At 39.4% G+C, this 20,796-nt stretch carries 20 protein-coding genes; 10 read left to right on the top strand and 10 right to left on the bottom strand.

What is annotated here, in order from left to right:
• The 3 genes from bamB (at position 1) to L3V41_RS08710 (ending at position 3,223) form a co-directional block, all read left to right on the top strand.
• A complete protein-coding gene (gene bamB / locus L3V41_RS08720) occupies positions 1–1,179 on the top strand; it encodes an outer membrane protein assembly factor BamB (RefSeq protein WP_062567711.1) in 1,179 nt (392 codons plus the stop codon).
• Positions 1,180–1,254: 75 nt separating this feature from the next.
• Positions 1,255–2,724 carry a ribosome biogenesis GTPase Der gene (gene der / locus L3V41_RS08715; protein ID WP_237127574.1) on the top strand — a complete coding sequence of 490 codons (1,470 nt, stop codon included), beginning with the start codon at positions 1,255–1,257 and terminating at the stop codon, positions 2,722–2,724.
• A gap of 118 nt (positions 2,725–2,842) precedes the next feature.
• The gene (locus tag L3V41_RS08710) at positions 2,843–3,223 is read left to right on the top strand and encodes a glyoxalase (RefSeq protein ID WP_237115451.1); all 381 of its coding nucleotides are present in this window, start codon (positions 2,843–2,845) and stop codon (positions 3,221–3,223) included.
• 93 nt (positions 3,224–3,316) lie between these two features.
• Here L3V41_RS08710 and L3V41_RS08705 read toward each other — a convergent pair whose 3' ends face one another.
• Both L3V41_RS08705 and L3V41_RS08700 read right to left on the bottom strand, forming a co-directional pair.
• Positions 3,317–3,832, bottom strand: a complete 516-nt coding sequence (locus tag L3V41_RS08705) for a zf-TFIIB domain-containing protein (protein ID WP_237127573.1) — start codon at positions 3,830–3,832, stop codon at positions 3,317–3,319.
• 20 nt (positions 3,833–3,852) lie between these two features.
• Positions 3,853–4,440: a DUF4202 domain-containing protein gene (locus L3V41_RS08700; protein ID WP_062567715.1), complete on the bottom strand. Its 588-nt coding sequence runs from the start codon at positions 4,438–4,440 to the stop codon at positions 3,853–3,855.
• 278 nt (positions 4,441–4,718) lie between these two features.
• Between L3V41_RS08700 and L3V41_RS08695 the strand changes: the two genes are divergently transcribed.
• Positions 4,719–7,127 (top strand): bifunctional diguanylate cyclase/phosphodiesterase, encoded by a 2,409-nt coding sequence (locus L3V41_RS08695; protein WP_237127572.1) that lies wholly within the window; start codon positions 4,719–4,721, stop codon positions 7,125–7,127.
• On the opposite strand, the gene L3V41_RS08690 is transcribed toward L3V41_RS08695, so the two are convergent.
• A complete protein-coding gene (locus L3V41_RS08690) occupies positions 7,102–7,566 on the bottom strand; it encodes a thioredoxin domain-containing protein (protein WP_237127571.1) in 465 nt (154 codons plus the stop codon). The two genes, L3V41_RS08695 and L3V41_RS08690, sit on opposite strands and share 26 nt — an antisense overlap.
• A gap of 152 nt (positions 7,567–7,718) precedes the next feature.
• Between L3V41_RS08690 and L3V41_RS08685 the strand changes: the two genes are divergently transcribed.
• Positions 7,719–8,054 (top strand): zinc ribbon domain-containing protein YjdM, encoded by a 336-nt coding sequence (locus L3V41_RS08685; RefSeq protein ID WP_062567718.1) that lies wholly within the window; start codon positions 7,719–7,721, stop codon positions 8,052–8,054.
• Positions 8,055–8,464: 410 nt separating this feature from the next.
• On the opposite strand, the gene arsJ is transcribed toward L3V41_RS08685, so the two are convergent.
• The 3 genes from arsJ to L3V41_RS08670 all read right to left on the bottom strand — a co-directional run bounded on the left by arsJ (position 8,465) and on the right by L3V41_RS08670 (position 11,530).
• Entirely contained in the window at positions 8,465–9,673 is a 1,209-nt protein-coding gene (arsJ, locus tag L3V41_RS08680; protein ID WP_237127570.1) for an organoarsenical effux MFS transporter ArsJ, read from the bottom strand.
• Between the two features lie 5 nt (positions 9,674–9,678).
• Positions 9,679–10,689, bottom strand: coding sequence for an ArsJ-associated glyceraldehyde-3-phosphate dehydrogenase (locus L3V41_RS08675; RefSeq protein WP_237127569.1), 1,011 nt, complete (start codon positions 10,687–10,689; stop codon positions 9,679–9,681).
• 76 nt (positions 10,690–10,765) lie between these two features.
• Entirely contained in the window at positions 10,766–11,530 is a 765-nt protein-coding gene (locus L3V41_RS08670; protein ID WP_062567721.1) for a metalloregulator ArsR/SmtB family transcription factor, read from the bottom strand.
• Between the two features lie 175 nt (positions 11,531–11,705).
• Between L3V41_RS08670 and L3V41_RS08665 the strand changes: the two genes are divergently transcribed.
• Positions 11,706–12,839 carry a PepSY-associated TM helix domain-containing protein gene (locus L3V41_RS08665; RefSeq protein WP_237127568.1) on the top strand — a complete coding sequence of 378 codons (1,134 nt, stop codon included), beginning with the start codon at positions 11,706–11,708 and terminating at the stop codon, positions 12,837–12,839.
• A 35-nt stretch (positions 12,840–12,874) separates the two neighbouring features.
• Here L3V41_RS08665 and L3V41_RS08660 read toward each other — a convergent pair whose 3' ends face one another.
• Positions 12,875–13,684, bottom strand: coding sequence for a sulfite exporter TauE/SafE family protein (locus tag L3V41_RS08660; protein WP_062567723.1), 810 nt, complete (start codon positions 13,682–13,684; stop codon positions 12,875–12,877).
• 372 nt (positions 13,685–14,056) lie between these two features.
• Between L3V41_RS08660 and L3V41_RS08655 the strand changes: the two genes are divergently transcribed.
• The 4 genes from L3V41_RS08655 (at position 14,057) to L3V41_RS08640 (ending at position 17,353) form a co-directional block, all read left to right on the top strand.
• Complete coding sequence (locus L3V41_RS08655; RefSeq protein WP_062567724.1) at positions 14,057–15,034, top strand: DUF1852 domain-containing protein; 978 nt, start codon at positions 14,057–14,059, stop codon at positions 15,032–15,034.
• A gap of 11 nt (positions 15,035–15,045) precedes the next feature.
• Positions 15,046–16,074, top strand: a complete 1,029-nt coding sequence (locus L3V41_RS08650) for a methionine synthase (RefSeq protein ID WP_062568154.1) — start codon at positions 15,046–15,048, stop codon at positions 16,072–16,074.
• Between the two features lie 283 nt (positions 16,075–16,357).
• The gene (locus tag L3V41_RS08645) at positions 16,358–16,867 is read left to right on the top strand and encodes a M23 family metallopeptidase (RefSeq protein ID WP_237127567.1); all 510 of its coding nucleotides are present in this window, start codon (positions 16,358–16,360) and stop codon (positions 16,865–16,867) included.
• Between the two features lie 150 nt (positions 16,868–17,017).
• The gene (locus L3V41_RS08640) at positions 17,018–17,353 is read left to right on the top strand and encodes a hypothetical protein (RefSeq protein ID WP_062567725.1); all 336 of its coding nucleotides are present in this window, start codon (positions 17,018–17,020) and stop codon (positions 17,351–17,353) included.
• A gap of 585 nt (positions 17,354–17,938) precedes the next feature.
• Here L3V41_RS08640 and L3V41_RS08635 read toward each other — a convergent pair.
• The 3 genes from L3V41_RS08635 to L3V41_RS08625 are packed head-to-tail and all read right to left on the bottom strand — an operon-like array spanning position 17,939 to position 20,537.
• Positions 17,939–19,093: a hypothetical protein gene (locus tag L3V41_RS08635; RefSeq protein WP_237127566.1), complete on the bottom strand. Its 1,155-nt coding sequence runs from the start codon at positions 19,091–19,093 to the stop codon at positions 17,939–17,941.
• Between the two features lie 53 nt (positions 19,094–19,146).
• On the bottom strand, positions 19,147–19,692 hold the full coding sequence (locus L3V41_RS08630) for a hypothetical protein (protein ID WP_237127565.1): 546 nt from the start codon (positions 19,690–19,692) through the stop codon (positions 19,147–19,149).
• Positions 19,693–19,706: 14 nt separating this feature from the next.
• Positions 19,707–20,537: a hypothetical protein gene (locus L3V41_RS08625; protein WP_237127564.1), complete on the bottom strand. Its 831-nt coding sequence runs from the start codon at positions 20,535–20,537 to the stop codon at positions 19,707–19,709.
• Positions 20,538–20,796 lie beyond the last annotated feature (259 nt).

The raw sequence follows: 20,796 nt of genomic DNA, 5'->3' as shown, positions 1-20,796 counted from the left end.
ATGAAGAAGTTAACAGCGGCTACACTTGCTCTGTGTATTGCAACCCTAACAGGCTGTTCGTCAAGTGATGACGAAGAAGAATTAGTGCTGCCAGAAATCGTTAATCAATTTGAAACAGACATCATTTGGCAAGAATCAATCGGTGATGGTGTAGAGCATTACTTTTCTCGCCTGACACCTGCAGTGCATAATGATGTTGTGTATGTAGCGAACCGTGAAGGTGAAGTTGAAGCCCTATCGCTTGAAAATGGCGATACACTATGGCAAACAGACGTACGTGAAAACCCAGCATTTTGGCCATGGGAAAGTACAGAAAGCGCGAAGCTTTCTGGCGGTATTTTACAAGCATACGGCAAAATTTTTGTTGGCTCTGAGCACGGCTACTTAACCGCGCTTGATCGCGAAACAGGTGAAATTGCCTGGCGTAAAACCATGCCTGGTGAAGTACTGTCTAAACCAGCCGCCGGTGATGGTCTGGTGTTCGTTAACTTAGGCTCAGGTAAACTATTAGCTGTTCACCCAGATACCGGTGAAGAGCGTTGGCGCTTTGAACAAGAAGTACCCCCTCTTACGTTACGCGGGCAAAGCTCTCCAACCGTTGCAAATGGTGGCGTTCTACTTGGCCTTGAAACGGGCCGATTAAGCGTGCTTATTTCAGAAAATGGCTACTCTGCATGGAGTGCTGAAATTGCAACGCCAAAAGGGGCTTCTGAATTCGAGCGTCTTGTTGATGTTGATACACAAGCATTAATTAGTGGCCCATATGCTTACGCTATCGCCTATAATGGTAACTTAGCAGCTGTTGATATTCGTTCTGGTAATGTTGTCTGGAAACGAGAGTACAGCAGCTATCGTGACTTATCTATGGATAGCCAACACATTTACGTTGTCGATAGCGATGGCGTAATTTATGCTTTAGATAAATCATCAGGCATTGAACGTTGGAGTCAGCCAGCACTGCGCGGTTGGTACCTTACAGGACCAACCATTGCAGGAAATTATATAGCCCTTGGCGACCAAGAAGGTAACCTACATTGGCTAAATAAAGAAACAGGTGAGCTTGTTTCTCGTGAAGACTTTGACAGCTCAGGTTTCTTCGTTGAGCCTGTTGTTGCTGGTGACAAATTAATTTTATACACCCGAGATGGTGAAGTTAGCGCGGTCAAAATTCCAGACTAACTTATTAATATTACTTGTACTTTTTATAAGGCTTCGCTTAGCGAAGCCTTTTGTTGTTTTTTTAAGAGGTAGTTTATGCTTCCCGTGATCGCTCTTGTTGGGCGACCCAATGTGGGCAAATCCACATTATTTAACCGTTTAACACGTACTCGTGACGCCCTCGTTGCCGACTTTCCTGGCTTAACACGAGATAGAAAATATGGCCAAGCTGATTACGATGGCTATGAATTTATCGTGGTAGACACGGGCGGTATCGACGGCTCAGAACATGGTATCGAAACTGAAATGGCTGAGCAGTCGCTACTTGCGATTGAAGAGGCTGATATCGTCTTATTTTTAGTTGATGCCCGCGCGGGTATGACTGCCGCAGACCAAGCAATTGCTAATCACTTGCGTAAACAGCAAAAAAAATGCTTTGTTGTTGCCAATAAGGTAGATGGTATTGATGCAGACTCCTACTGTGCAGAGTTTTTCCAATTAAGCTTAGGTGATATTCATCATATTGCGGCGGCTCACGGCCGTGGCATCACACAACTACTTGAAACAACTCTACAACCTGTAATCGCTGAACTGGCAGGTGAAACAGAAGAGCTTGAAGAAAGCGATGACGAACTCGTTGATCTTTACAGTGAAGATGAAGAAAGCGAAGACAATGCGCAAGCCTTTGCCGACAAGCCTGTAAAGCTCGCTATTATTGGTCGTCCTAATGTAGGTAAGTCAACACTAACAAACCGTATCTTAGGCGAAGAACGTGTTATTGTTTACGATATGCCAGGTACAACACGCGACTCTATCTACATTCCGATGACCCGTAACGATAAAGAGTACATCTTAATCGATACCGCCGGTGTTCGTAAGCGCAAGAAAGTAAGCGATGTAGTTGAAAAGTTCTCAGTGATCAAAACCCTTAAAGCAATTGAAGATGCTAACGTTGTATTGTTAGTAGTTGATGCGCGCGAAGGTATTTCTGATCAAGATCTAAGCTTACTTGGCTTTGCTCTTAATGCGGGCCGCTCGTTGGTTGTTGCGGTAAACAAATGGGATGGCCTTGACGATTACGTGAAAGAGCGTATTAAATCAGAACTTGACCGCCGTTTAGGTTTTATTGACTTCGCTCGTTTACACTTTATATCTGCGCTACATGGTACCGGTGTTGGTCACTTGTTTGAGTCAGTGGACGAAGCGTATGAGTCAGCAACTAAGCGTATCAGCACAGCAATGCTACGTCGTATCATGGATATGGCACAAGCAGACCACCAGCCACCACTCGTTCGTGGTCGTCGTGTTAAACTTAAGTATGCACATGCCGGTGGTTATAACCCGCCACGTATCGTTATTCATGGTAACCAAGTGCATGACTTACCAGACAGCTACAAGCGCTACCTAATGAATTACTATCGTAAAGCATTAGGTATTATGGGCACGCCAATCAAAATTGAATTCAGAGAAGGCGATAACCCATACGCAGGCCGTACCAATAAAGTAACGCTATCGCAAAAACGTAAAATACGTGCCTTTGCAAAAGAAAACCGTAATAAATCTTAACGACAGTATCTATTAAGATGAAAACCTTGTAATTAACACTTACAAGGTTTTTTTATCTCTGCAAAATCGTAAAAAGTATGCTTTATTTAAAGAATCAATAATCACTTTGAGTGTACAAATGGAGTTTATAAGTCAGGTTATTTACGTCGATAACGTAGAAGAAGTACTCGACTTTTACTATCAAGCATTTGCTTTAAATACCAATCATATCAGTGATGATGCAGAGTATGGCGAGCTCGTAACGGGCACGGTAAAACTAGCATTTGCCACTCACCCATATGCCCAATCTTATTTTAAACAAGGCTACATTCGCGCCCATCCAAAGCAACCTGCGCTTGGCTTTGAGCTACGTTTTAGTTGTAAGAACTTAGTTGAAAGCTACGATAAAGCGGTGCTCGCAGGGGCAGAGCCTTTATGCCCACCAACCAAAAAAGATGCTCAACACTATGCCTATGTTCGCGCAATCGAGGGCACCCTCATTTGTCTAGTAGAGATTTAAATTACCATTTTTAAGTAATTAATTACGCTTAAAAACCCCTGCTCTTTGAACAATGAATTTCCTAAAGTTTAACTACCGAGGTTATACAAGTAATCACTCATTCAACAAAGACAAATACGCAAGCTCTGCGAGCTTTTGTAGGTTCGAGTTTTCATCGGCAGCAGACTTTTCTACATGAATATGATGACGACGTTTTGGGATTTTAACTTGAATATAGCCATTGTTATTTGCCATGTCGATGCGCAGCATTTCACGCTCTTTTGGGGTTAGGTGATTCTCATGAATTTTTTCAAGTTCCCCATTATCTAGCCAAATTGCAGCGCAGTTCGGACACTCATCAATTTCAACCACTTTAAGCGGCGTAAAAAAGCGCCGCATCATGACAACATCAGGACACTTAGGACAATGAATCCGCTTTTTTAAATCTATTGACTCAGGTGGCAGTGTTTGTAAATGAGCCACCAGCACTTGTGCGGGCTTTAACCTTGGGTCGCTGAAATGAAAGATTTGTCGATTATCAAAAAACACACCGCCAGTTGGGGATAAATAAACCTTAATATCACCAATAGTTGTTTCTTCAAGCGCTACTTTTGTTCGCGGGCAATACATTTTACATCCTTGTTTTACAATTAATTTAGCGCTTTTGTAATTAGCGGTTTAAGCGGCTCAGGTAAGCTGATGTTACCAGCGAGTACAAATTCATGTGCTTCGTTTGACATTTTTTGCCATGTTTTACGAATAATGCCCAGCCATTTTTGCTCATCGTAATCAGGCTTGCTACTTGCAAAATCAAGCATGTAATGTTCAATAAACACAAGACTTGCGATATCTTCAATGAGTTGGCTGTCGGGATTACGTTTTATATTCTTTTTAGCGACTGCCGCATAGACACGCTCGCATTCATCTGACGAATAGCCTGCCTGTTGCATTAACGTTGTAACACGTTCAGCATGAAAATCATATAAAGCAGTACGCCATTGATAGTAGCCTTGTTTTCCTAATGGAAAGTCACTTCGAGGAGAGCGCCAACGTTCAATGTGTTGTCCGTGAGCTGCGATACACATCAATTCATCTGCCGATGGATTAAAACGCTGCAACATCTCACTCATACGCGTAGCGTACAGGCTCTCTTTGCCATAGGGTTTCCCATCTACAGTCACTTTATTAGGGTCTGCAGCATTCGCTTTATCTATGGCTTTAATCACACTTTGGTACATTGCTTTTACACTTCTAAATTTCAAGTTACTGTTTCTCGGTACAAATATTTGTACTTTTAACAGCAATAACGCCCTATTTTATGTCTACTAACTAGACAATAAAACAACCCTAAACTAGTATTTTTAAAAACCTGCTCAATACTTAAATTGCATTATTAATCGGGAATACGAACTCTTTGCGAAATAATAACAAATCTTCACTAAGTGTGATCTCTTTCATTCTGACTTTTTGCTTATTTTCGATTATTGCGTTTAAAGTTTATCTCGATAGACAAACAATGCATCATATTGAACAAGAGTCTGTTCTTGATAGTTATACAAACGATTTAAAAACAAACCTAGAAACAGCCTTGCTCGGTCCTTATTTAATTAGAGATGCGATGCGTGATGCCAGCTACACAAAGACACAGTTTGAAACGCTCGCCAAGCATATTCTAAAGCATAGTGACGGTAGTCAAACCATCCAACTCGCCCCAAATGGCGTTATTACTTATAGTTATCCGCTTGTTACACACGAAGGAGTCATTAACAGTGATTTGTTTGCTGTCCCTTCAATAAGACCCTCACTAGAAAAAGCAATTCAAACTGAGCAAATGCAGCTTGATGGCCCAAAGCAACTTTCTCAAGGGGGGGCTGGATTAGTTGCCCGCTTACCTATATTCAACAAAGGCTCTTTCTGGGGATTCAGCATTGTAGTGCTTCGCTTTCCTGAGTTTATTAATAAAATAAAATTAAAACATGTATCCCACTCCCATATTATCGAGGTGTGGCAAAACAACGATGGGAACTACATTCCTTTATTAGGAGAGCATGCGTTTAATAATACTAAATGGGAAACACGTTCACTACCTGTCAAAAATCAATTATGGATTGTAGGGATAAAAGATGAATTTGCGTATCGTGCGTATGCTGAGATAGGCATTTTAACATTCATTGTTTTAGCTTTTTCGTCTTTAATTAGTTACTTAATTAGCATCACTTTGCGCCTGCGCGAACATGAAAAAAACTTAGAGTCATTGCTAACAAAGCGAACCAATGAGCTTTCTGAGCAAGCATTAGCCTTAAAACAGGCCCAAACACTGAGTGGTGTAGGCAGTTGGCACATTTCGCCTTACAGTGAATCGAGACACCTTTCTGCACAAGCGACTAAATTATTTAAAACGAAGTCACCTAAGCAGCCAATTCAACAAGTATGTGACCAAATTGATAGTGCCTATAAAAATGCATTTCTTAATTTTATAAACGCAAAACCAGCCAGCCCCAGTGAGCTTGAGTACACAATAAAAATCAATGGTGAACAACGCTGGTTTCATGAGTATGCTGAGTGGAATAACAAAACAAAAACCTTGGTGGGAACAGTAGAAGATATTAGTGCTGAAAAGCAAAAACAGCATGAACTATATCAACAAGCTCATTTTGATCCCATAACGGGATTAGCAAACCGCCACTACAGCGAAAAATATATCACCAGCCTATGCTCTAAAAACCAATATAACTCGGGTTTAACTCTAATTTGCCTAGAAATTAAAGGCTACAGGCAAATTGAAGACATGTACGGATATAAGGCGTCAAATGAACTACAAAAAGCCTTAGCCAATCGCTTAATTGAGTTTGCAGAGCAACACCAAGCATTCTGCTCTCATATTAAACTAGGCTGCTTTATGCTCTTGCTAAAAGAGGGAATTTTTGACGAAGAACTTGCAACTCTCATCGATGAACTACAACACCGTGTCGCGGGGCTGATTGAAACAGCAGGTACAGCTCATTTTTATCATTTTTATGTTGGCATAGGCTATCCGCACTTACAGAATTTAGATGCAGCAGAGCAAATTAACACAACATTAATTGCCATGAATGAATGCCACCGACAGAAAAAAGCCTACACCATTTATAGTCAGTCTCTTAAAGACAAACTAATCGCACAAAGTGATTTAGAAAGTGACTTAAGGCATGCACTTTCAACCGATAAACAACTTAGTATGGTGTATCAACCTATTGTAAATACAAAAGATGGAAAACTGATAGGCTGCGAGGCACTTATTCGCTGGCAACATCCTGTACGAGGTTTTGTATCCCCACAGGAGTTTATCGCCATTGCTGAGCAATCTGAGCTAATTAACCTCCTTTCGCGCTGGATTGTCGCAAGAGTCGCAAAAGATTGCCACAGCCTTGTGGCGAACAATATCCATGTAAAAATGTCGATCAACTTATCACGTAAACAATTTTCAGATGCGCACCTTGTTAATCGACTAACAAGTGAAAAAGCGCAGCTGTTTCCTGCTACACAAAAAATTAATTTAGAAATTACCGAATCAGCGCTATTTCAAAATACACAGTATGCTATTAGTTTAATGCATGAACTCAAGGCCGTTGGATTTGACTTATCACTTGATGACTTTGGCACTGGCTACTCATCACTCGCTTCGATTCAGCAATTCCCATTAGATAATGTAAAAATAGACCGCGCCTTTATTTGTAACTGCGTTGAAAACCCACGCGATGGTTTATTTTTACAGACCATGAGTGACTTAGCCCATCAACTAAATCTGACTATCACCGCTGAAGGGGTTGAGAGTTCAGAGCAGTGGGAGCTGGTCAGCGATAAACGCATTGATTATGTGCAAGGGTATTTAATATCAATGCCTATACCGATTGAGGAGTTTATAAAGTTTGACCCTGTATTGTGAGATCAGCAGCAATACTTTGCTTTGGTTTCTCAATCATACGCACAAGCTCTTTTTCGTCATCGCTGACAATGATGGTAGGCGTATAACGCACATCGTATTGCTTAGCCAGACCATTGGGATCGCGTTTATCATAGCCTACCGCCACTAAACGCAGCGAATCTAACTGTACCTTTGCAGCATTGAGTAATTTTAAAAAGCGCGGTACTTCTCGTTTTGAGTCATGACACCAAGTGCCCAAAAATACCAATACTTGCTTACCTTGCAGTGCTTTAATTTTTACAAGCTCTTCTTTGCTTGGCGAAAAGCTCTCATACTCTTTATTAAATGCAGGGTAATCTTTAAGTAACTCATCGGTGGTAATGTCTCCTCGGTGAGGAGCATCCGTTGCATAAGCCATACTTGAAAATAACACTAACAAAGCAGCTAAAAATCGTATCATTATTATATTTCCCTTTCATAAAGCTGTATCACATTAACTTAGACAAAACTCATCAATTTAATAAAAATCAACGCTCATAAATGAGCAAACAATCGAATCCTTTTGCCAAAACGGTTAAACTACAAAGAATCAAATGATTAAGAGTGAAGTGTATGTCTTATCCTCCCTGTCCACAATGTAATTCGGAATATGTTTATCCGGAACAAAATAATCTTATCTGCCCAGAGTGCGCCCATGAATGGAATCCTGATACGGTCAATGAAGATGACATTATCAATGTAAAAGACGCTAACGGCACGCTGTTGGCTGATGGCGACAAAGTAACCGTTGCAAAAGACTTAAAAATCAAAGGCAGTTCACAAGTCATTAAAATCGGCACCAAAGCGTTAATCCGCCGAGTGCTTGATAAAAAAGATCACGAACTCGACTGTAAAGTTGATGGTGTCGGTGAAATGATGGTGACAGCTAAGTTCGTTAAAAAAGCATAATTTGTAGCTCACTTTAATGGCAAAAATCGCGCCACGATATTAAATCGAGACGCATTATTGAACTCAGTTAATAAATAAGCTGTTGGCAGGGTTTATTTTCAAAAGAGCGATTAAAATCTGAGATTTCTGTCGCTCTTTGATAATTTTAAGGCTCTAAGCAGTGCTAATTTGAGACACTTTCAAATAAATCTTGAATGTGTTTGGACATCGAATCTAACTAAGTTGTATCCCCCTCTTTTCAGGCATGCCCATTTTCTTTGCGAAAGCTGACATAACACCTCACATAACTTCATAAAAAGTTACTTTACTACTTATAGATATTAATAATTTTTATTCAAGTGCTTCAATGCCTTCATTCATATATTATGATGGACAACAATAAATAGGTGAGCAGCTTACCTTACATGAAACTAAATTTGTTTTGGTAATTTAGTTGAAATAAGTACGGTAAAAACAATAAACACCAGTGAGATAGCCAAGCACGCTGCCAAGCCATATAGCTGAAAAACTAAACCAGACAGCACTGTACCAACCAAGCGCCCCACAGCATTAGCCATGTAATAAAACCCGACATCGAGTGATACGCCATCGGCATCGGCCATGCTAACAATCAAGTAACTGTGCAAAGATGAGTTAATCGCGAATAACACACCAAATAACATTAGCCCACCTATGAGCATAGGTTTTACAGCCCACTCAAAGCCAATAGCAAGGGCAATCGCTAAAGTCACTAAAGCAAGCCATGATGCCCACTTAACTGTTTCTGCACTCGGTGATGTTTGCTTATTAAGCTTAATGATTTTAGGAGCAAAAGATTGCACTATCCCATAACCAATTACCCAAGTAGCTAGAAAAGCGCCCACAGTCCAATGGTCCCAACCAAAGGCTTGCGATAAAAACACCGGAAGTGCAACAACAAACCAAACATCACGCGCACCAAACAAGAACAACCTTGCTGCTGACAAAATGTTGATTGAACTGCTTTTTGAAAATACCTCGTTAAACTTAGGTTTGTTTTTGGCTTTGCCTAAATCATTTTTAAGTGCATAAAGACTGAAACACCACACCACCAGCAAAGTGGCAGCCATCGCGAGCATTGCGCCTTTAAACGACATTAATGTGAGAAGTAAGCCACCTAAAAAGAAACCCACACCTTTTAATGCATTTTTAGAGCCCGTTAGTATCGCCACCCATTTAAACAAGGTGCCTTCTTGGCCACTGGCAACCAGCATTTTAATTGAGCTTTTAGCACTCATTTTATTGAGATCTTTTGCAATGCCCGACAGAGCCTGCGCTAACATCACATAGGCAACGCTCAACCAGTCAGGAGGGACTGCCAGCATGAACAACGCCGCCACCTGTATGGCAAGGCCAATATTCATAGTTTTGTTTAAACCAAGCCTTGCGCCTAAATAGCCACCTACTAAGTTAGTAACAACACCAAAAATCTCATAAAACAAAAACAGCATGGCAATACTCAAAGGCGAGTAGCCAAGCGCATGAAAATGCAATACCACCAACATCCTCAATGCGCCATCTGTTAGCGTAAATGCCCAGTAATTCCCAGTGACAATTAAGTACTGCTTTATATCAGCGGGAAGATTAGCCAAACGCGTCATTGCTTTTAACCTTTTAATGATAACGCAACTTTACGGGCAAGTTCGGCAGTGCGGTTTGCATAACCCCATTCGTTATCGTACCAAACATACAGCTTAACTTGTGTCTCGTTCACAACCATAGTTGATAACGCATCAACAATGCTTGAGCGTGGATCTGTTTTGTAATCGATAGAAACAAGTGGCTTTTCTTCATAGCCTAAAATGCCTTTTAGCTCACCCTCTGCGGCTTCTTGCATCCATTGGTTAATTTGCTCAGCGGTAGTCGGCTTTTCAACTTCAAACACACAGTCTGTGATTGATGCATTCGCTAAAGGCACACGAACCGCGTGGCCGTTTAATTTGCCTTTAAGTTCAGGGAAAATATGTGTAATCGCTGTTGCAGAGCCTGTTGTAGTTGGAATTAAGCTCATGCCACATGCGCGAGCACGGCGTAAATCTTTATGCGGCGCATCTAAGATAGTTTGCGTATTAGTGATATCGTGAATGGTCGTCATTGAACCATGTTTGATGCCAATTTTTTCTTGCAGTACTTTAACCACAGGCGCTAAACAGTTGGTAGTGCATGATGCCGCAGTCACAATATCGTGCTGCTGTACATCGTATAAATCATCGTTTACACCCATTACAACGTTTAACACGCCGTCTTCTTTTACAGGCGCAGTGACAACAACTTTTTTCACACCTTGTTCAAGGTAGGCTTGCAGTAACTCGGTTTTTTTCATCACGCCCGAGGCTTCAATGACGATATCGCAGCCAGACCAATCAGTGTCTGCAATTGCTTTATTTTGTGTGACGTTAATTTCGTGACCATCGATAATCACTGCGTTATCGTTACTTTCAACCTCATGAGGCCAAATACCGTGTACCGAATCATATTTTAGTAAGTGAGCCAGTGTTGCTGCATCACCCGCAGGGTCATTAATTTGCACAAACTCAACGTCGTCCCATGCAAACGCTGCTCTTAGCGATAAACGACCCATACGGCCAAAACCATTAATGCCTACTTTAATTGCCATTATTAAGCTCCTACTTTTTGAAAATTGTCTAACTTGTTTACCGAGTTTGCCGACAGTTAACAGCAAACCGCTTTGTTTAATTACAACAGCGAGCAACACGGGTTGGGCGATCATCTCCCATCGCATTTAGCCTTGCTAACTCGTTCTCTATAAAATTCGGTTCGTTTACCACGGTCGAGGTAATTGTTTGCTTCATCCACATAGGTAGAGTCGGGTTTAAAGAGTAAAACACCCACTGCTGGTGTTTTCTATCCGACAAAATGCCCTGCTTTTTCAGCTGCGCTAAATGCCTTGAAACCTTTGGTTGGCTTTGCTCATTAAGTGCCGTCATTAATTCACACACGCAAACCTCTTGCTCAACGGCGATAAGTAATAAGCTTTTTAAACGAATATCATCTGCAAGCGCTTTATAAAATGTGGTTGGCGAAATAGAGACGGGCTTTTCTTTGTTATGGGATTGTACAAACTGTTTAATTCGCTCATTGATCTCTTGCAAGGTTTTTTCAAAAGCATGAGGTTCGGAGCGAGATTTAGGATCTGCAAAGTCCCACGCAAGGCAATGGCTGCCATCGACGCGATTGGCGCATTCTTTTGTAGCGTCATCACATAAGGTAATAACGTAATCAAAATGCAGATTAGTTACATCGTTTAAGTGCTTTGAGTGTAAGTTATCGGTTTTTAAACCAAAATGCTCAATCGCCGCAAGCGTACGAGGGTCTACCGCATAAGGTTCTGTACCTGCACTAAACACTTCAAACTCACCTTTACCATGATGTTTAAGTAATGCCTCAGCCATAATTGAACGAGCTGAATTTTCTATACATAAAAAGAGAACTTTCATGGTCACTCCATAACAATTTATTTATATAATAATTTTGTTATATAAATAAAGCAAACCTTGTCTGACCTTATTTGAGAGCGACTGTGACATTTTGTCGCATTGCCCAGCGCAATTAATTTATGAAATAATATTTCTTGGCATATTGAATAAAGCCAGTAATTATAAGGGGTTCTCAATGCTCAACTGGCGAAAACTGCACCGCCGTATACACAAATGGCTTGGCCTGAGCCTTGGGTTATTATTTTGTGTTATCGCACTAACAGGTTCGTTATTAGTATTTTACGACGAGCTTGATCAAAGCTTAAACATCTCCCATTCCAAGTTGCAGAGCAACGCTTCGCCTAATTTTAGTAACGCACTGAATACCCTGCGCAAACAATATCCTGATAAACTAGGTAGTTGGCGTTTTGAAGTAACGGCAAATGCAGAGCTAATTCCCGCTCGATATTACAATCCGCCTGAAACACAGCATCTCGAATTTGCGCCGTTAATGGTATGGCTCTCACGTGATGGCAATACAATTCTACGCCACGATTATTGGGGTCAATATTTAATGACGTGGCTGTATAACCTGCACTTCACTTTACTACTAGGTAACACGGGAACTTGGCTTTTAGGCTACGCAGGTTTAGCTATTTTATACTTGTTATTCAGTGGCTTATTTGCATGGTGGCCAAAACGAGGGCAATGGCAAAGACAAATTAAATTTAAAAAACGCCCATCGCCTATCGGCAGGCTTTACGATTGGCATAAATTGCTTGGGCTGATTTTTATAATACCCTTAGTCATTTTGTCAGTTACTGGCGTAATGTTAGCACTCCCTAAAGAGTCAACGGCAATTTTAATAAAAATAACAGGGCCAATAGACACAGCGGAGGCTCCTGTAAATCCTTATGGTACTGATGCAGATAACACTATCATTGAACCCAATACAGCATTGAGTTTAGCACTAAATACTTTACCTAACTCAAGAGGTGCATGGATAGAAACACCCGCAACAAACGGCAACCCGTTTTATTATCGAGTTAGAGTGCAAACAAAGGGTGACCCATCGCGCCGTTTTCCGCACAGCTATGTCTATATTGACGGCCATACAGGTGAAATTTCAGAGGTATTCGATTACCAGAAACAAGGCACCAGCACTACTATTTTAAATTGGCTTCATCCTATACATGATGGTAGTTTTCTTAATTTAACTGGACGTATAACTTGGCTTTTCAGCGGCTTAGCTGTAGGTGTGTTATTTATACTTGGCGCTATGCGCTGGTTTATTCGTAATCAACACAAAGGTAAAAAAAGCCCAAGTTAATATATTTTAAGGGCTCACTTTACCGTTTTCAGTTATCACCGAGTAAGCATGTTCACAGCCATAATAACCAACAATCCTGCAAAGATTTTTTTAATAGTAGATACTGGCAAGTGATGCGTCGCTTTTGCCCCTAACGGCGCGGTAAACCACGAAGTACAGACAATCCCAAACAAGGCAGGTAAATAAACAAAACCAGCAAAGCCCTCTTTTAACGTAAAGTACTGACTGCCCGAACTGATGTAACCCACTGAGCCAAACAGGGCAATCACAATACCGCACGCCGAGGCGCAGCCAATAGCTTTTTTCATATCGACCGAGAAAAACGTGAGTAGCGGTACCAACACGGCACCACCACCAATGCCTATCATGGCAGATAAACCGCCTGTGATTGTTGTATAAAACGTTAAAAGCCCTTTATTTGGTAATGCGCGAGCTGTTTGGGCATCATTTTTACTGCCAAAAATCATTTTTAATGCAATAAGCACCACACTTACCGCAAACACAATTCGTACTACATTTTGCGGTAATAACGCTGCTAAGAAACCACTTATCAGTGCGCCTAATGCAACTCCTGTCATAACCCAAGGCGCAAGCTGCCAAGGCACATTGCCATTTTTATGGTGAGCAATGGCTGATGATGTTGAAGTAAACAGGATTGAAGCGAGCGATGTAGCAATAGCCACCAGCACAACTTGCTCTGCTGGCAACACCTGAAAATGCAGCAGTATCATACTTAATATCGGCACGATCACTAAGCCACCACCGATCCCCAAGAGCCCTGCCAAAAAGCCAACACCACTGCCGAGTATCGCACAAGCTAGTATTAACACGATTAATTCATTCATTTTACTTGTCTTTGTTATTAGTTAGGGAGCCGAGTATAACAACTTAAAGCAGCACAAATGACTATGAAGACAATGATAAGGGGTGAATATTACTCACGTTTTATATGAAAAAATCACAACACCAATAAAAACATCTAGCCATCTAGACATTCAAAGGTATTTTTCCAGATATTATCCTCTCTTTGCCACTCGATAAACTAATCACCTCATTCAGGTATGAATCAAATTCATGTTTTACCTGAAATAAAAACGTTTTTCTTCATGATGCGGGGCACGTATAAATAGATACCCAAGCCACCTCAAGGTTAATGACCTAGCTATTAAAGGAAGGTGAGCAGCAATCATTTATCTCAGGACATTAGGTACATTGCCATGAAACATAATTTCTCATTTACAATTAAGAGTATTCGCCTTGACGAAAATTACCAACCGTCAAACAGCACCCGTATTACCACTAACTTCGCTAACCTAGCACGTGGCGAAAGTCGCCAGCAGAACTTACGTAATGCATTAAAAATGATAGATAACCGTTTCAATGCACTGGCAAATTGGGATAATCCACAAGGCAACCGCTATTCTGTTGAGCTTGAAATTGTCTCTGTTGATTTAGATATTGCAGGTAGTGGTGAAGCGTTTCCTTCAATTGAAGTTTTAAAGACCAATATCATTGACCATAAAACCAATGAACGTATTGAGGGAATTGTTGGTAACAACTTCTCATCGTATGTCCGTGATTATGATTTTAGTGTGCTATTACTTGATCACAATAAAAGCAGAGAAGAATTTAGTATTCCAGATAACTTTGGCGATCTACACGGTAAGTTATTCAAATACTTTATTGATTCAGAAACTTATAAACAGCACTTCAAGAAGCCTCCGGTTATTTGCCTAAGCGTTTCTGACAATAAAACATATCACCGTACTGAAAATCACCACCCTGTTTTAGGTGTCGAGTATCAACCTAATGAATCGTCACTCACAGAACAGTATTTCAAAAAGATGGGCTTACAAGTTCGTTACTTTATGCCACCAAACAGCGTTGCACCGTTGGCGTTCTATTTCTTTGGTGACTTATTGAATGATTACACTAATTTAGAGCTAATCAGCACAATCAGTACCATGGAAACATTCCAAAAGATTTATCGACCGGAGATCTATAACGCAAACGCCGTAGCGGGTAGCAAGTATCAACCAAATTTACGAAATGCCGATCACTCTATCACACAGATAGTTTATGACCGCGAAGAACGCAGCCAACTTGCTATTGCTCAAGGTAAGTTTACTGAACAGCACTTTATTAAGCCTTATCAATCAGTTTTGGAACAGTGGTCGGCTAACTACGCGATTTAATGAGAGTTAACATGAAAAAATTATTACCAACATCGACAGCGGGCAGCTTACCAAAACCTTCTTGGCTCGCTGAACCCGAAACTCTATGGTCGCCATGGAAGTTACAAGGCGCAGAGCTTATTGATGGCAAACAAGATGCGCTACGTGTAGCCCTGCAAGAGCAACAACAGGCTGGCGTTGATATTGTCAGCGACGGTGAGCAAACACGCCAACACTTTGTAACCACCTTTATTGAACATTTGAATGGTGTTGACTTTGAAAACCGTAAAACAGTTACTATTCGCAATCGCTACGAGGCAAGTGTACCAAGCGTCATTGGGCCGGTATCACGCAGTAAGTCGGTGTTTGTTGAAGACGCTAAATTTTTACGTTCACAAACCAAACAGCCAATAAAGTGGGCATTGCCAGGCCCTATGACAATGATAGACACCTTGTATGACGCCCACTATCAAAGCCGAGAAAAGCTGGCTTGGGAATTTGCCAAAATTCTCAATCAAGAAGCCAAAGAACTCGAAGCCGCTGGCGTTGATATTATTCAATTTGATGAGCCTGCGTTTAATGTATTTTTTGATGATGTAAATGACTGGGGCATTAAGTGTCTAGAAAGAGCAATCGAAGGCTTAAAATGCGAAACAGCCGTACACATTTGCTACGGCTATGGCATCAAAGCAAACACAGATTGGAAACAAACGCTTGGGAGTGAATGGCGTCAATACGAAGAAGTGTTTCCAAAACTACAAAAATCGAATATCGATATTATTTCGCTGGAGTGTCACAACTCTCGCGTACCTATTGAACTGCTTGAACTTATTCGCGGTAAAAAAGTAATGGTTGGTGCAATTGATGTAGCAACCACTGATATTGAAACACCCGATGAAGTGGCCGCAACGTTGCGCGAAGCTCTCAAATATGTAGATGCTGACAAACTCTACCCCTGTACCAACTGCGGTATGGCACCGCTTTCAAGAGATATAGCTAGAGCTAAACTAAGCGCACTTAGTCAAGGTGCTGAAATCGTAAGAGCTGAATTAGGCGCGTAGTTAATAAGCTCGCTCCCCACGTTATTCTTAAATCTACACATTAATCTATTCATTAAAAGTGCTTCACCATACCTTGAAGCACTTTCCTCCCTTTTACGGCTCACGCTTTAAACTGAAAGATAAAATTCAGTTTAAGATACATAAAAATTAAACCCCTTATTATGAATCAGAGTGTTCCAAACAACAGGTGGCGTTGTTTTGTATTGTTTTTTTGTATTGTTTTTTAGACTATTAATGAGTTTAATGGGTCAGCTTTAATTAAAAATATGTCATGGATAAGACAATGAAATACATAAAATATAGTTTCCTTACTTTAGGCTTGATAATCTTAATTGGCATGTTGATACCAGAAAAAATCATTATTCCTGTTAAAGGAGCGACACCGAGTGATTGGAACCATGAAACTTTTTGGTTCGAGCCTTGGGGCTCTTCTGTTGTACATAAAGGTATAGATATATTTGGCGAGAAGGGAACCCCCGTTTCAGCTGCAAGCTCTGGCATAGTTGTTTTTTCAGGTCATCTCAACAAGGGTGGTAAAGCAATTGCTATTTTAGGGCCTAAGTGGCGTATTCATTACTTTTCTCACCTAGATAGCCTTTCAATCGCGAGTGGGAGCCTTGTTAAAATAGGCGATACCATCGGCACATTAGGTAATTCTGGCAACGCAATTGGTAAACCGTCACACGTTCACTATTCAATTTTATCTCTGCTACCACTGCCTTGGTTAATGACAAATGAAACCCAAGGATGGAAGAAGATGTTCTATCTAAACCCTCATGAAAAACTACTGTAAACAACTTAATTAATTACTCCCTCTACTATTTCATTACCCCTCATTCAGAGAGGGTTAACTAAAAATCTGCAAAATAGCGTTGGCTAGATTTATTATTCTTTGCTAGATTTTAGTTGTACCCAATGGACGGGCATATATTGAGGGATTAATATGAATGAGTTCGATATTTTCATTAAAAATATAGTCATGGATTACATTCGAGACCATGGTACTTGCAGTGATATTTGTGAAGAAAATGAACAACTAACCTTCTACGTTGACATAGAAAACCCTGATAACGTCGTCTCACATCAGCAGTTTAAAGTCACCTACCCTATAACTTACTCAATTCAGTCAGCTATTAAACATGAAGTTGATCTACTGAGGTATTTAGACTCCGGCGAAATAAGAACACCGTTTACAACCGATATCGTCGAAGTACTTAAGTCGGAACTCGAGTCGTTCATGTATAGCAATAAACCTAAAGGTGAATACCAGATTTATTGATGGGTTTGTTTTGATACAAAGATAGTTATTCGTGTCTTAAATACGCCTCATAGACTTGTTGTATATGCTCCTAACAATGATCTTCCCCTGAACAACTAGGCATCTTTCAGTTTTGGACTGAGAGTAAACGAGTATGAGGGTTTATTGTGATCCTAAATGGCTCATAAGCGACCTTAACCTATTAGCTCTAAATCTTTAAAGGGCAAAAGCGAGTTATATTTAAAACCCGTTGATGGACATAAAAGAGTTAGAGCCGACGGGGGGCTTTGTGTCAGAAGCAGCCGTTAAAACGAGAAATATTAGTTCATCGTTTTTAGGTGGGCTTTTAAAAAATCTTGAACTGACAGCCACCGATTGAAAAACGGGTAACTGTCAGATTCAAGTCTTAGCTAGTACAATTTTTATTAACTTTTATTATGAAGCAAGCGGCTTGACCCCTTTAATATGTTCTAAATTGAAGTCTTTGGTCATTTGTCATTCCTATTTTATATATAATACTGAAATGACACAGATTTCTAAACACTACCCTGATCCCTCCAAAGCTTTGTTATGGACCAAAAACAATATGGCTCAACGCAGTCAAAGTTAGTTTGCTAGCCTGTGATTAATATTCTCTAGTACTGTTTGTAAATTCTGCCTTAGAGCTTCGTCTTGAACTACACCAAGTTCACTCTCTATATCATCTTTTAATGTACTAAGACTTTCATTACTTAACTGTGCATCTGGATAATATGACGCTAGAAATGCCCGCTCTGCCACATTATTTGAGCTATTAATGATATTGACCACTAGATCTTCTTTTGACTTATCACTGACCAGTGACGCACTTTCAATCCAATTTATTTTATCGTAGTTATCTTGTTCATGTTTCCCAAATACAGCTTGTTTAGTTTTATCTAAATAGAGCTTAATAGCCTGTGTCTTCTCAGCTGATAGGGAATGTTTAGACATAGATTGAGTGTAGCTATATACAGTTCTGGAAAGCGAGACATCCGATGTGCTTAAAAGTTTTTTAAGGTAATCAGGGCTTTCAGCGCTCATTGCTTGCGAAAGTTTTACCTTTGATAGTCGCTCATCATCAATTGAGTGATTGATATTAGCTAGCTCGTTTTCAATAAAGTCAATGTAGTCTTCCGTATTTATTAGATTGTTATAATTAAATACTAAAGAGTTAATTACGTCAGTACTAACATGTTTGTTCTTTATTTCACTCTCAAAAAAGTCTTTTACTCTGACAAAGTCATCGGTGTATTCTTCTAACTTACTGTCATCAATTTCTGCTGTAATCGTTGTAGACTCTGAAAGTAATCTAATGATTTTTTGTTTTGATTTGTCGTTTTCTGTGATTTGATATAAATCAATGAATTCGGATGATAGTTTTAATGGCTTTAAATCTGAAATAACATCTACTAAATATCGGAATTCAAATGATTCAGGTGGATAGTTTTCTATAAGGCTGTATATCTCAGATATTTTTTCTTCCCTTGAAAGAGTGTCTGAATATACTATTAACTTTAACACTTCATCTGTCTCAGATAGTTGACCTGTAAAAATTTCATTTTTTATTATGTTTGTTTTTTTGTTTTCTTTCTCCGATATTGTTTTTTTATTTTTTTCTTTTTTTATATTTTGCGCATTTATTTCTTTATCTTTTTCTATATTCTCACTGTTTTTATTATTTGAAAATAAAAGTGCGGCTGGCAGTGATGTTAATAAAAAAATTAAAATTATCTTTTTCATTGTTTTATACCTTTACAAGCCACTTTATGTGGCTTTGGAATATATGGTCTTTCTTACATCAAATCATAGTAATTATACATTTGTGTTGGTGTACTACCATAAGGCTTTCTTTCATTTGCTCGATCCCAAGAAAATGCTACAAAAGTATCGCATCTGAATTTTGCTTTTTGAATAACAACCTTTTTTCTTTCCCATTTTTTAGTTACGTTATTATAAACACGCTTATAACCCCACTTGCCTGCAGTTGCAGCAAAAGAAAGCGTATAAGATGGAGAGAACTCTTTTTGTTGTCGGCCAAACTTAATAATGTTTTCCCTTTTATTTATATATACAGAGCTTCTTCTAACTTTATATCCCCAGTACTCAGAAGCATTTTTGAAACTATTCAATGAGTTTTCTTCAATGACGGCAGGTGTATCCAAAACTTCAAGTACTTGACTACCTGTCCACAGTCCAACGTGTCCAAGATTTTCTAGTCCTGCTGCACTAAAACTTAGATCTCGACCTAGAATATCTGCAACGTTTTCTGGTGTTGAAGCATTAGCTAAACCCGCTGTAATAGTTGCACCTAGAAGCAAAGCAAATCTAATTTTATACATTATAAATTCCTGTTTTAAATGTTCAAAAATAACTGTTGTTTTTTTGGCCAATATGTGTAGATTTTATCAAACACATGAAATGAAACTTCTTTATCTGGTACCGGGAAGTTAAATAATTTTTTAAAATCATTTAATTTTTCAAACTTTTCCGGCTCTTTTAATACTCTTAAACAAAGCTGTTCATTAAGGTTGTCACTAGATCTTATTGGGTAAGATTTAATTAATATTTCATCATCGCCTATGACATCGTTAACTAATAATATAGGTAGTTGCTTAAGTGCCCTTGCTACTCTTAAATATCCATCTCTATATTTAAGGCTATTTAGCTTTTGGTTATAAAAGTATTCTTTAATTCCTTTTTGATCAAAACCAAAAGGCATGTCAGCTGGCATAAATATGGCATAATCCTGTTTAACAAGCTTTAACGCCTTTCTTAAAAAGTGACCTCTGCTATCTAAAATAATAACCTCGGCTTCAATACCAAGCGATAATGCTGTTTTTTTTATTAGATTAATGTCATAACTCTGTTCCGTAATAAGCATACAGATACCTTTGTACCCCATTAACTTGCAAGTTTTATAAGGTATTGAAAAATAAAGGTAATGATGAAAGAGTAGAAAAAAACTACTACCAGCCACAAGTTTTTTATCAATAGTAAAAGTAAAGTCTGTCATTATTTTAGATGAGCTTGCCTTGTTGATAAACTCCCTATTTAGTGATTTATTATACTCCCACTCGGATAAAATTTGTTCAAAGTTGTTATCTTCAAGTATATAGCTTAATGATAAACTGGCGTCTGTTCTTTCTATGTTTCTTTTTATCTCTACAGCTTCAGCTGTTGTCAATTTATTGGCCATAATTTTAAAGCAAGCCAGTTATGGCTTGCCAGAAAATTAAACAGTTTCAAATGGGTTAGTGCCACAATCTTTTGCAGCGTTAACCACTTCTACTGAATTATTGGCGATTTCTAGCACGGTTAAAATGTTTAGTTCTAACATATTATATTCCTTGTTTATTTAATTGACCCTGTATTGGGTCTTTTAAATTTATCAATATTTTTTTCTTTTTGTCAAATAAGAATTTAATGGGTTAATTTTGTTTTTT

Origin of the sequence: Pseudoalteromonas sp. L21, from assembly GCF_021728035.1 — a bacterium.
GTDB lineage: Bacteria > Pseudomonadota > Gammaproteobacteria > Enterobacterales > Alteromonadaceae > Pseudoalteromonas > Pseudoalteromonas arabiensis.
Note: the sequence above shows the minus strand (reverse complement) of the source record. Positions and strands in the feature narration are given on the sequence as shown.